This is a genomic window from Streptacidiphilus sp. MAP12-16 (assembly GCF_041262165.1).
Taxonomy (GTDB): Bacteria; Actinomycetota; Actinomycetes; order Streptomycetales; family Streptomycetaceae; genus Streptacidiphilus.
In genome coordinates, this window is sequence record NZ_JBGCBY010000050.1 from 13,816 (window position 1) to 27,981 (window position 14,166).

At 70.8% G+C, this 14,166-nt stretch carries 1 protein-coding gene; it reads left to right on the forward strand.

The window, feature by feature from the left end:
* Positions 1 to 215: 215 nt before the first annotated feature.
* Positions 216 to 14,166: type I polyketide synthase (locus ABIA33_RS36885; protein WP_370088372.1), on the forward strand; the 13,951-nt coding region annotated here is incomplete at its 3' end.

The window sequence follows — 14,166 nt, forward strand, 5'->3', positions numbered from 1 at the left end:
AGATAAGGGGCGGCCGGTCGGAGGGTAGGGGGACTAGGGGTGCCGCAGGGGGTTTTGTGCGTTTGCTTCCCATGGCAGGCTGATCAGCGGTCTTGGATACCGTTTGCCTGGTAGTGGAGCGCGAAATGATGAGCGAGTCCGAGGGTCGCATTCCGGAGCCGAACGATATGGGTAGCGGAAGGTCGGACGAGTTGTCATCGTGGCGGCAGCAATTGGTGGAATTGTCCGAGGCCGACCAGCGGCGGCTGCTTCTTGAGCTGGTTCTCGAACAGGCAAGGGACGCCCTGCGCGGAAAATCCTCCACAGTCGTGGACGCCGACCGCCCCTTTCTGGAAATGGGCTTCGACTCGCTGGCCGCGGTGGACCTGCACAGCAGGCTCACCGCGGCCACCGGTCTGCGCCTGCCAGTCACCCTGGTATTCGACCACCCCACCCCCGCCTCGCTCTCCCGGCACCTGCGCGCCGAAATCCTCGGCCTGACCGGTGACCCCGGGATCCCCGCGCCGCTCGCGCCCGCCGCTGACGAACCCATCGCGATCGTCGGAATGAGCTGCCGATTCCCCGGCGACGTGCATTCCCCGGAGCAGCTCTGGCAGCTCGTCGTCGACGGCGGCGACGCCATTACGACGTTCCCGGCCGACCGCGGCTGGGATCTCGGCGGCCTCTACGACCCGGACCCGGACCACCCGGGCACCAGCTACGCGCAGGCAGGCGGCTTCCTGCAGGACGCCGCCGAGTTCGATCCGGGGTTCTTCGGGATCTCGCCGCGCGAGGCGCTGGCGATGGATCCGCAGCAGCGGCTGCTGCTGGAGACCTCATGGGAGGCGTTCGAGCGGGCCGGCATCGACCCGGCCACGCTGCGCGAGACCAGCACCGGCGTCTTCATCGGCGCGGAGGCCCAGGAGTACGGTCCGCGCCTGCACGAGGCGGCCGAAGGACTCGAGGGCTACCTGGTCACCGGCAACGCGGCCAGCGTCGCCTCGGGCCGGGTGGCCTACACGTTCGGTTTCCAGGGCCCCGCCGTCACCATCGACACCGCATGCTCCTCCTCGCTGGTCGCCCTGCACCTGGCCGTTCAGTCGCTCCGCCGGGGCGAATGCGGCGTGGCCCTGGCCGGCGGCGTCGCCGTGATGGCCAATCCGGGCTCGTTCGTCGCCTTCAGCCGGCAGCGCGGCCTGGCCCCTGACGGCCGCTGCAAGCCGTTCGCCGCCGCAGCGGACGGCACCGCCTGGGGCGAGGGCGTCGGCATGCTGCTCGTCGAGCGGCTCTCGGACGCGCAGCGCAACGGACATCCCGTGCTGGCGGTCGTGCGCGGCAGCGCGATCAACCAAGACGGCGCCAGCAACGGCCTGACCGCCCCCAACGGACCCTCGCAGCAGCGAGTGATCCGGCAGGCACTGGCCGACGCGGGGCTGACGACCCGTGAGATCGACGCCGTTGAGGCCCACGGCACCGGCACCACGCTCGGCGACCCGATCGAGGCCCAGGCCCTGCTCGCCACCTACGGCCAGGACCGGGCCGAGGACCGACCGCTGTGGCTGGGCTCGCTGAAGTCCAACATCGGCCACACCCAGGCCGCCGCCGGTATCGGCGGCATCATCAAGATGGTCATGGCGATGCGGCACGGAACCCTGCCGCAGACCCTGAACGTGGACCAGCCCTCGCCGCACGTGGACTGGACCTCCGGCACGGTTGAGCTGCTCACCCAGGCGCGGCCGTGGCCAGAGACCGGACAGCCCCGCCGGGCCGGCGTGTCCTCGTTCGGCTTCAGCGGCACCAACGCCCACACCATCATCGAGCAGGCCCCGACGGCCGCCGACACCCTCGCCATGGAGCCCGCCACCGCTCCGGCCGCCACCCCGGTCGTCGCAGACGTCGCAGACATCGTGGTCGCTCCGGACGTGGTGCCGGACGCGGTGCCGTGGGTGCTCTCGGCCAGGACCCCCGAAGCGCTGCGCGCCCAGGCCCAGCGGCTGCGCGCACACACCGCCGTCCACGCCGGACACCGCCTCGCCGACGTCGGCTACTCACTGGCGACGACGCGCGCGAGGTTCGAGCACCGAGCCGTCCTGGTCGCCGGCGACGAGACCGGCTTCCAGCAGGCGCTGGAAGCGCTGGAAAACGGCCGCAGCGCGGCAGGACTGGTCCAGGGAACGCCCGTCGCGGGCAAGACCGCCTTCCTCTTCACCGGCCAGGGCAGCCAGCGGCCGGCCATGGGCCGGGAGCTGTACGACACCTTCCCGGTGTTCGCGGAAGCGCTGGACAAGGCGTGCGGCTACCTCGACCTCCAACTGGAGCGCCCGCTGCGCGAGGTGCTCTTCGCATCGGCGGGATCGTCCGACGCGGAACTGCTGCACCAGACCGCCTACACGCAGCCCGCGCTGTTCGCCGTCGAGGTCGCGCTGTTCCGCCTGGTCGAGGCATGGGGCCTGCGGGCCGACTTCCTGACCGGGCACTCCATCGGCGAGCTTGCCGCCGCGCACGCGTCCGGAGTGCTGTCACTGGAGGACGCCGCGCTCATGGCGGCCGCGCGCGGCCGGCTGATGCAGGGACTCCCGCCCGGCGGCGCAATGGTGGCGATCCAGGCCACCGAAGCCGAGATGCTGGAGTCGATCACCGGCCGGGAGGCCCAGGTCACCGTCGCCGCCGTCAACGGCCCGACGTCAGTGGTGATCGCGGGCGACGAGGACGCCGCCCTCGAGATCGCCGCCGGATGGGAGGCACAGGGCCGCAAGACCAAGCGGCTCCAGGTCAGCCACGCCTTCCACTCGCCGCACATGGACGGCATGCTCACCGAGTTCCGGCGAGTCGCCCAGGTGGTGTCCTACGCGGCACCGACCGTGCCGATCGTCTCCAACCTCACCGGCGAGATCGTCCCGGCCGAGGAGATCTGCACGCCCGAGTACTGGGTGCGCCACGCCCGTGAGGCCGTCCGCTTCCTGGATGGCATGCGGACGCTCGAAGCCAACGGCGTCACCACGTTCGTCGAACTCGGCCCGGACGGCGTGCTGTCGGCCATGGGGCAGGAATGCCTGACCGAGACCGGCGCAGCGGCGTTGGTGCCGGTGCTGCGCGGCGACCGCCCCGAGGCGCCCACCCTGACGGCTGCCCTGGGCCAGGCCCACGTCCGGGGCGCGACACTCGACTGGGACGGGGTGTTCGCAGGCCAGGATGCCCGCCGGGTGACCCTGCCCACCTACGGCTTCCAGCGGGAGCGCTACTGGCTCGACAGCACCACCACGATCGGGGACGTCGCCTCGATCGGCCTCGGCGCCGCCGACCACCCGCTGCTCGGTGCTGCCGTGGCCCTCGCGGACGTCGACGGCTTCCTGTTCACCGGGCGGCTGTCTCTCGACACCCACCCGTGGCTGGCCGACCACGCCGTCATGGACACCGTGCTCCTGCCCGGCACGGCGTTCGTCGAGCTGGCTCTCAGGGCCGGTGACCAGGTCGGCTGTGACACGGTCGAGGAACTTACCCTGGAAGCTCCGCTGTTGCTGCCGGCCCAGGGCGGAGTCCAGCTGCAGATCGTGGTCGGCGGAGCCGACGAGACGGGCAGCCGCGCGCTGAGCCTGCACTCCAGGACCGACAGCGCCAGGGCCGATGGCGCCAGGGCCGGGGAGTCCTGGACACGGCACGCGACCGGTGTGCTGACCGCGGGTGCGGAGCGAGCCTCGTTCGATCTCGCCGAGTGGCCCCCCGCCGGCGCGAGCCCGATCGACGTCGACGGCGTCTACGACGCCCTCGCGGAGTCCGGCTTCGGCTACGGCCCGATCTTCCAGGGCCTACGCGCCGTATGGCTGCGTGGGGACGAGGTGTTCGCCGACGTCGCCCTGCCGGCCGAGGTTCAGGCCGACGCCGACCGCTTCGGCATGCATCCGGCCCTGCTGGACGCGACCCTGCACGCATTGGCTGCCGGTACCTCGGACGACGCCGTCCGGGGCGGTCTGCCGTTCGCCTGGAACGGCGTGACCCTGCACGCCACCGGCGCGTCGGCGCTGCGGCTGCGGATATCGCCGCTGGCCAGGGGTGAGGTCGCGCTGGACCTCGCCGACGCCGACGGACAGCCGGTCATGTCGGTGCGCTCCCTGGCACTGCGCGCCGTGTCCGCGGAGCAGCTCAAGGCCGCTCGATCCGGTCACACCGACTCGCTGTTCCGAGTGGAGTGGACCTCGCTGCCCGTTTCCGCCGCCTCGGCCGGTCGTTGGGCGGTCCTGGGCGCCGATGCCTGGGGAGTCGCCGGCTCCGGCGCTGAGGTGTTTGCGGATCTCGCCGCGCTGGGTGCTGCGGTGGAAGCGGGTACAGCGCTTCCCGACGAGGTGTTCGTCGCCTTCCAGTTGTCGGAAGGTGCCGAAATCGACGCCGACGCGGTGCGCTCCGCGCTGCACGGTGCGTTGGGTGTGGTGCAGGAGTGGCTGGCCGATGAGCGATTTGCGCCGGCGCGTCTGGTAGTGGTGACGCGTGGTGCGGTGGCCGCCGGCGCTGCGGGTGTTGCAGACCTGGCGCATGCCCCGGTGTGGGGTCTGCTGCGGTCCGCACAGCTGGAGAACCCTGACCGGCTGGTTCTGGTTGACCTGGACGCGCAGGGCGTGTCGGGTGAGGTCCTGGCAGGAGCACTGGCCGCGGGTGAACCCGAGTTGGCGGTGCGTGGTGGCGCGGTGCTGGTGCCTCGTTTGGCGCGGGTCGCGGCGGCTGCGGCTGGCGCCCAGGAGCCGGTGTTCGGTGGGCGTGGCACGGTGTTGGTCACGGGTGCGTCGGGGATGCTGGGTGGTCTGATTGCGCGGCATCTGGTGGTCGAGCATGGTGTGCGGAGTCTGCTGCTGGTGAGTCGTCGTGGCGGTTCGGCGCCGGGTGCGCTGGAGCTGCGTGATGAGTTGGCGGGTCTGGGCGCAGAGGTGTTGTGGGCGGCGTGTGATGTGGCGGATCGGGAGGCGCTGGCGGCGGTCCTGGCCTCCGTGCCTGCCGAGCATCCGTTGACGGGTGTGGTGCATACGGCGGGTGTGCTGGATGACGGCGTGGTCTCTTCGCTCACCCCGGAGCGGATCGATGCGGTGTTGCGGCCGAAGGTGGACGCGGCGCTGAACCTGCACGAGCTGACCGCGGACCTCGACCTGTCGGCGTTCGTCCTCTTCTCCTCCAACGCGGGCACGCTCGGTGGACTCGGCCAGGGCAACTACGCCGCGGCGAACGTGTTCCTGGACGCGCTCGCCGAGCAGCGCCGCGCGCAGGGCCTGCCCGCCACCGCACTTGCCTGGGGCCTCTGGGCCGACGGCGGCATGGGCGGAACGCTCGACGCGGCCGATGTCCAGCGGCTCGCCCGCGCAGGCATGACCGGTCTGTCCACTGCCGAGGGCGTCGCGCTCTTCGACGCGGCCTGCGCTACGGGTGACGCGGTACTGGTTCCGATGGCGGTCGACCTCACCGCGCTGCGCGCACAGGCCGCTTCCGGCACGCTGCCGACCCAGCTGCGCGGGCTCGTTCGCATGCCGTCCAGGCGTGCGGCGCGCGCAGGTGCGGCCGGTGGTTCGGAGTTGATGCGCCGTCTGGCCGGGTTGTCCGAAGCCGAGTTGGATCGCGAGATCCTCGAGCTGCTGCGCGTCCGGGTCGCTGCCGTACTGGGCCACGCCTCGCCGGAGGTCATCGAGGCCGGTCGGGCGTTCAACGAGCTCGGCTTCGACTCGCTGACCTCAGTCGAGCTGAGGAACGAACTCAACGCGGTCACCGGCCTTCGGCTGCCGCCGACCCTCATCTTCGACTACCCGACGCCGATCGCGCTGGCGGAATTCCTGCGGTCGGAGATCGCGGGCGCGGACCACGGCGTCCCCGATCCCGTCGCGACTGTGGCGGCGGTGGACGACGAGCCGATCGCGATCGTCGGCATGAGCTGCCGGTACCCGGGAGGCGTGCGGTCCCCGGAAGATCTGTGGCAGTTGGTGCTGGCCGGAGTCGACGCCATCTCGGAGTTCCCGGCCGGCCGCGGTTGGGATCTCGAGCGGCTCTTCGACCCGGACCCGGACCACCCGGGCACCAGCTACGCGGACCAGGGCGGGTTCCTGCACGAAGCGGGCATGTTCGACCCCGGGTTCTTCGGGATCTCACCGCGTGAGGCCCTGGCCATGGACCCGCAGCAACGGCTGCTGCTCGAAACGACCTGGGAGGTCTTCGAGCGGGCGGGCATCGACCCGGGCTCGGTGCGGGGCAGCCGGACCGGGGTGTTCGCCGGGGTGATGTACCACGACTACGCGACGCGCATCGATTTGGTGCCCGAGGGCGTCGAGGGATACCTGGGAACGGGTACCTCGGGCAGCATCGCGTCCGGTCGTGTCGCCTACACCTTCGGGCTTGAGGGCCCTGCGGTGACCGTCGACACGGCCTGCTCGTCATCCCTGGTCGCGCTGCACCTGGCGGTGCAGGCGGTGCGGCAGGGCGAGTGCACGATGGCGCTCGCAGGCGGGGTGACCGTGATGGCGACGCCCGAGGCGTTCGTCGACTTCAGCCGGCAGCGCGGTCTTGCGCGGGACGGGCGTTCCAAGTCGTTCTCGGCCGCAGCTGACGGGACGAGCTGGTCCGAGGGCGCGGGCATGCTGCTGGTGGAGCGGCTGTCCGACGCGCGGCGCAACGGCCATCCGGTGCTGGCGGTCGTGCGCGGCTCCGCAATCAACCAGGACGGCGCCAGTAACGGCCTCACCGCCCCGAACGGCCCCTCGCAGCAACGGGTGATCCGCCAGGCCCTGGCCAACGCCCGGCTGACGGCCGATCAGGTGGACGTGGTCGAGGCCCATGGCACGGGCACCACGCTGGGCGACCCGATCGAGGCACAGGCGCTGCTGGCCACCTACGGCCAGGAGCACTCCGACGACCGGCCGCTGTGGCTGGGCTCGTTGAAGTCCAACATCGGCCACACCCAGGCTGCGGCGGGCGTCGCGGGCATCATCAAGATGGTCATGGCGATGCGGCACGGCATCCTCCCGCAGAGCCTTCACCTCGGCGAAGCCTCGCCGAACGTGGACTGGGCGTCGGGCGCTCTGGAGCTCCTGACCGAGGCGCGGCCCTGGCCGGAGACCGGGCAGCCGCGCCGCGCGGGTATCTCCTCGTTCGGCTTCAGCGGCACCAACGCCCACACGATCGTGGAGCAGGCACCGGTCCTCGACCTCGACGGTGCGGGCGCGACTGGGGGAGCGGTGAACCCGGCTCCCTCCGTCCTGCCGTGGATCCTGTCGGCCAAGAGCGCAGAGGCCCTCCGCAACCAGGCCCACACGCTGAGGTCCCACCTCGACGCCGTCTCCGGGCCGACCACGGCAGATGTGGCGTACTCGCTGGCGACCAGCCGCGCGGCGCTGGAGCAGCGCGCGGTCGTGGTGGCCGGCGAGCGCGAGGAATTCCTGCACGGGCTGGCAGCGCTGGCCTCCGATGAGCCCTCCGCCCAGGTGGTGCGTGGCGCGGTGACCGGCGGCAGGGTTGCGTTCCTGTTCAGCGGGCAGGGCAGTCAGCGGGCGGGGATGGGTGCGGAGTTGTATTCCGCGTTCCCCGTCTTCGCGGCGGCGTTCGATGCGGTGTGTGCGGAGTTGGATGCTCATCTGGAGCATCCGCTGCGCGAGGTGGTCTTCGCCGCCGATGGGCCGCTGGATCAGACGGCCTATACGCAGCCGGCGTTGTTCGCGGTCGAGGTGGCGCTGTACCGGCTGGTGGAGGCCTGGGGTCTGCGCCCGGACTTCCTGGCCGGGCACTCGATCGGTGAGCTGGCCGCGGCGCATGTTGCGGGTGTGTTGTCGCTGGCGGATGCGGCTGTGCTGGTGGCGGCGCGTGGTCGGTTGATGCAGGCGCTGCCGTACGGTGGGGCGATGGTGGCGGTGCAGGCCGCTGAGGCGGAGGTGCTGCCGCTGCTGGCGGGCCGTGAGGCCGAGGTGGGCATCGCGGCGGTCAACGGGCCGTCGTCGGTGGTGGTTTCCGGTGTCGAGAGCGCGGTACTCGCCGTCGCTGCGCACTTCGAGGAACTGGGCCGCAAGACGAAGCGGCTGACGGTCAGTCATGCGTTCCACTCGCCGTTGATGGAGGGGATGCTGACAGAGTTCCGCGAGGTGGCCGAGAGCCTTGCCTTTGAGGCGCCACGCATTCCGATCGTCTCCACCTTGACCGGTGGGCTCGTGACCGCCGAGGAGTTGTGCTCGCCCGAGTACTGGGTGCGGCATGTCCGCGAGGCGGTGCGCTTCCTGGAGGGCACGCGGACCCTCGAAGCCCAGGGCGTCACCACTTTCGTGGAGCTGGGTCCGGACGGTGTGCTGAGCGCGATGGGCCAGGACTGCCTGGCCGACATCGATGCGTCGGCCTTCAGCCCCCTTCTGCGCGGCGACCGTCCCGAGGTCCAGGCCGTGACCACGGCTCTGGCCCAGGCGTATGTGCGCGGTGCGGCAGTGGACTGGCAGGCGGTGTTCGCAGGCCAGGGCGCGCAGCGGGTCGACCTGCCCACCTACGCCTTCCAGCGACAGTGGTACTGGCTGGAGAATGCGGTGGCCCCCGCAGTGGGCGCGGCCCTGGTGGACGTGGTGGACGCCCGCTTCTGGGAGGCTGTCGAAAGCGGTGACCTGGAGGCGCTGTCCTCGGCTCTCGATGTCGACCGCGACCAGCCGCTGAGTTCGGTGCTGCCGGCTCTGTCGGCGTGGCGTCGGCAGAGCCGCGAGCAGTCCACAGTGGACGGCTGGCGCTACCGCGTCAGCTGGAAGCCGGTCAGCGAGGCTGCGGCCGGTGTGCTTTCCGGTACCTGGCTGGTCGTGGTGCCGGCTGGGCGTGCCGAGGACGCGCGAGTGACCGGTTCCGTCGCGGCGCTGGCCGGGCGTGGTGTGGACGTCCGGCGGGTCGAGCTGGACGGTGCTGCCGATCGCGCGCTGGTGGGTGAGCTACTGCGCCAGGCTGTCGCCGGTGACGTCGCCACAGTGACGGGCGTGCTCTCGCTCGCTGCGCTCGACGAGGACCCATGCGATGCGGACCCGTCTGTCGCGGCAGGTGTGGCGCTGACCGCAGCACTCGTGCAGGCGTTGGGTGATGTGGGTGTGGGTGCTCCGTTGTGGTGTGTGACGCGGGGTGCGGTGTCGACGGGTCGTTCGGAGCGGCTGGTCAGTGTGGTGCAGGCGCAGGTGTGGGGTCTGGGTCGGGTGGTGGCTCTGGAGCACCCGGAGCGCTGGGGCGGCCTGCTGGACGTGCCCGAGGCCCTGGATGAGCGTGCGCTCTCGCGCTTGGTGGGTGTCCTGGCGGGTGCCGGTGTTGAGGACCAGGTCGCGGTGCGGTCTTCGGGTGTGTTCGCGCGTCGGTTGGTGCGTGCCGCCGGGCCGGAGACCCCGGGCGAGGTGTGGCGGGCGAGTGGGACGGTGCTGGTCACTGGTGGTACGGGTGCGTTGGGTGCGCAGGTGGCGCGTTGGTTGGCGCGTAACGGTGCCGAGCATCTGGTGTTGACGAGTCGTCGTGGGTTGGATGCGCCTGGTGCCGTGGGGTTGCGGGACGAGTTGGTCGCGCTGGGTGCTGAGGTGACGGTGGCGGCGTGTGATGTGGCGGATCGGGAGGCGCTGGCGGGGCTGTTGGCGGAGTTCCCGGTGTCGGGTGTGTTCCACACGGCCGGCGTGCTGGACGACGGTGTGGTGGATGGTCTGACGGCGGAGCGGTTTGCGGGGGTGGCGCGGGCGAAGGTCGCGGCGGCGCTGAACCTGCACGAGCTGACCGCAGATCTTGATCTCTCTGCGTTCGTGCTGTTCTCGTCGATGGCGGGCACGATCGGCAGCGCGGGTCAGGGCAACTACGCTGCGGCGAACGCGTTCCTGGATGCGCTGGCCGAGCAGCGCCGTGCAGACGGACTGCCCGCCACGTCCATCGCCTGGGGCCCCTGGGGCCAGGGCGGTATGGCCGCTGACGGGGTCGTCGAACAGCGCCTGCGGCGCGACGGCGTCCCGCCGTTGCCCCCGGAGTTGGCGATCGCCGCGCTCCAGCAGGCACTTGACCACCGTGACGGTGCGCTCACCATCGCCGACATTGCCTGGGACCGGTTCCTGCCCGGGATGACGGCGGTACGCCGGAGCGAGCTGTTCAGCGAGATCCCCGAAGCCCGGCAGGCGGCAGCAGCCGCACATGAGTCGTCCCGGAGTGGCGGAGCGACCTCCTCGCAGGCAGCGCGTCTGGTGGGGTTGCCCGAGGTCGAGCAGCACCGCATCCTCCTCGACCTGGTCCGCACCAACGTGGCTGCCGTCCTGGCGCACACCGGATCGGATGCGGTCGAGGCCGGACGCGCATTCAAGGAGCTCGGCTTCGACTCCCTGACCGCCGTCGAGCTGCGGAACAGGCTGAACGCGGCGACCGGCCTGCGCCTCCCGACCACCCTGGTCTTCGACTACCCCAGCGCCACCGCGCTGGCCAACCACCTGCGGTCCGAACTGCTCGGCCAGGACTCCGCCGCCGCAACGCCGGTCGCGGTCATGACCGCTGTCGACGACGAGCCGATCGCCATCGTTGCGATGAGCTGCCGGTTCCCCGGAGGTGTTCGCACGCCCGAGGAGCTGTGGCAGCTGCTCGCCTCGGGTGGTGACGCCATGTCCGGCCTCCCCACCGACCGGGGCTGGAACGTCGACTCGCTGTACGACCCGGATCCGGACCAGGTCGGCAAGATCTACACCCGCGAGGGCGGCTTCCTCTACGACGCTGCTGAGTTCGATCCGGCGTTCTTCGGGATCTCGCCCCGTGAGGCGCTGGCAATGGACCCGCAGCAGCGGCTGCTGCTGGAGACCTCCTGGGAGGCGTTCGAGCGGGCCGGTATCGACCCGGGGACTCTTCGCGGCAGCCGGACCGGTGTCTTCGCCGGCACCAACGGCCAGGACTACCTCGCTCTGCTGATGAACTCACCGGAGGAGCTCGAAGGCCAGCTCGGCACCGGTACGGCGGCCAGCGTGGTCTCCGGTCGCCTCTCCTACACGTTCGGCCTGGAGGGGCCCGCGGTCACGGTCGACACAGCGTGTTCCTCGTCCCTGGTGGCGCTGCACCTGGCGGTGCAGGCGCTGCGTGCCGGTGAGTGTGAGCTGGCGCTGGCTGGTGGCGTCACCGTGATGGCCACCCCGGATACCTTCCTCGACTTCAGCCGTCAGCGCGGGCTCTCCGCCGACGGCCGCTGCAAGGCGTTCGCGGCAGCAGCCGACGGAACTGCCTGGGGCGAAGGCGCAGGCATGCTGCTGGTGGAGCGGCTGTCCGACGCGCGGCGCAACGGGCACCCGGTGCTGGCGGTCGTGCGCGGCAGCGCCGTGAACCAGGACGGCGCGAGCAACGGCCTCACCGCCCCGAACGGTCCCTCGCAGCAGCGGGTGATCCGCCAGGCACTGGCCAACGCAAGGCTGAACGCCGACCAGGTCGACGCCGTGGAGGCGCACGGCACCGGCACCGCGCTGGGCGACCCGATCGAGGCGCAGGCGCTGCTCGCCACCTACGGCCAGGAGCGCTCGGCGGACCGGCCGCTCCTGCTGGGGTCGGTGAAGTCGAACATCGGTCACACGCAGGCCGCTGCCGGTGTTGCCGGTGTGATCAAAATGGTCCTGGCCATGCAGCACGGGGTACTGCCGTCGACCCTGCACGTCGACGAACCCACCCCGCATGTCGACTGGACTTCCGGCGGTGTGTCGCTGCTGACCGCGCCGACCGAGTGGCCGCAGACCGGCGAGCCGCGCCGAGTCGGCGTATCGTCCTTCGGCTTCAGCGGTACGAACGCCCACGCGATCCTGGAGCAGGCCCCCGCCGTTACCGAGCAGCCGGTGACCACGGACGGCCCGGTCCAGGCGACCGTCGTGCCCTGGGTTCTGTCGGCGAAGAGCGATGAGGCCCTGCGCGCCCAGGCGGGACGTTTGCTGTCGCGCGTCGAGGAACAGCCCCAGGTGGGTCTGTCGGACCTTGGGTTTTCGTTGGCGACGGGTCGGGCGGCGTTGGAGCGTCGTGCGGTGGTCGTCGGCGGTGGACGGGATGAGTTCCTGCGCGGGTTGGCGGTGCTGGCTGCGGGTGAGTCGGCGGCGAACGTGGTGCAGGGTTCGGTGGTCGAGGGCCGGGTCGCGTTCTTGTTCACCGGGCAGGGTAGTCAGCGTGTGGGCATGGGCCGGGAGCTGTATGAGGCGTTCCCGGTGTTCGCGGATGCGTTCGACGAGGTGTGTGCGCATCTGGATGGCCAGCTGGAGCGTCCGCTGCGCGAGGTGGTCTTCACCGCCGACGGGATGCTGGACCGGACCGAGTTCACGCAGCCGGCGTTGTTCGCGGTTGAGGTGGCGCTGTTCCGTCTGCTGGAGGCGTGGGGTGTGCGGCCGGATTTCCTGGCCGGGCATTCGATCGGTGAGCTGGCGGCGGCGCATGTGGCCGGGGTGTTGTCGCTGGCGGACGCGGCTGTGCTGGTTGCGGCGCGTGGTCGGTTGATGCAGGCGCTGCCGGCCGGTGGGGCGATGGTGGCGGTGCAGGCCGCCGAGGTGGAGGTGCTGCCGCTGCTGGCGGGCCGTGAGGCCGAGGTGGGCATTGCGGCGGTCAACGGTCCGAACGCCGTCGTGCTTTCCGGTGTCGAGGACGCCGTGCTGGAGGTGGCGGCCCTGCTGGCCGCCGAGGGCCGCAAGACCAAGCGGCTGACCGTCAGCCACGCCTTCCACTCCCCGCTGATGGACGGCATGCTCCACGACTTCCGCCGCATCGCCGAGGGGCTGGAATTCCGTGCCCCGGAGATTCCTGTCGTTTCTTCCCTCACGGGTGGGGTCGCGACGGCCGAGGAGTTGTGCTCGCCCGAGTACTGGGTGCGGCATGTCCGTGAGGCGGTGCGGTTCTGCGACGCCCTGCAGACGTTGGAGTCTCAGGGGGTCACCACGTTCGTTGAGCTCGGTCCCGACGGGGTACTGAGTGCGATGGGTCAGGACTGTGTGGTCGACGGCGGCGCGGCTGTCTTCGCTCCGGTGCTGCGTGGTGAGCGTCCCGAGGTTCAGGTCCTGACGACCGCGCTGGCGAGGGTGCACGTGCGGGGTGTGGCGGTGGACTGGCAGGGGGTCTTCGCCGGCCAGGGCGCACGCCGGGTCGACCTGCCGACATACGCCTTCCAGCGCCAGCGCTACTGGCCCCGGACTCCGATCCTTGCCATGGGCGATGTCGCTTCGATTGGTCTGGGTGCGGCTGGTCATCCGTTGCTGGGTGCGTGTGTGGAGTTGCCGGATTCGGACGGGGTGGTGTTTACGGGTCGGTTGTCGGTGCGGACGCATCCGTGGTTGGCCGATCACGTGGTGATGGGTGCGGTTCTGTTGCCGGGGACAGCGTTTGTGGAGTTGGCGGTTCGGGCGGGTGACGAGGTCGGTTGCGGTGTGTTGGAGGAGCTGCTGATCGAGGCGCCGTTGGTGCTGCCTGAGCAGGGTGGGGTTCAGCTGCGGCTTGCGTTGGCTGGGCCGGATGGTTCGGGTCGCCGCGGGTTGAGTCTGCATTCGCGGCTTGAGGATGTGGCGGGTGAGGAGCCGTGGACGCGGCATGCCACGGGTGTGCTGGCTACTGGTGCTGATCCGGTGTCGTTTGAGCTGTCGGAGTGGCCTCCGGTTGGTGCGGTGGAGGTTGAGGTCGGGGACCTGTATGAGCGCCTCGCCGGGGCCGGGTTCGGTTATGGTCCGGTGTTCCAAGGTCTGCGGGCGGCCTGGCGCAAGGGCGATGAGGTATTCGCCGAGATCCATCTGCCGGAGAGCGCGCATGAAGATGCCGCTCTCTTCGGTATGCACCCAGCCCTGCTCGACGCCGCTTTGCACGCACTGGGCCTCGATATCACAAGTCAGGACGCGGCCGAGGGGCCTCGGCAGGCCCGCATTCCCTTCTCGTGGAACGGCGTGTCGCTGCACGCGATCGGTGCCACGGCCCTGCGTATGAGGCTCACCGAAACCAGCGAGGACACGGTCTCTCTGGTGCTGGCGGACCAGTCCGGGCAGCCGGTTGCGTCCGTCGGGTCGCTGGTGTCGCGTGCGGTGTCGGAGGAGCAGGTTCGGGCGGCGCGCGGTGGGTTTGTGGAGTCGTTGTTCCGGGTGGAGTGGTCGGCGTTGCCGGTGTCGGGTGCACCGGCGGGTCGTTGGGCTGTGCTGGGTTCAGATGCCCTGGGTGTGGTGGGCTCCGGGGCTGAGGCGTTCGCGGATCTGGCTGCGCTTGGCG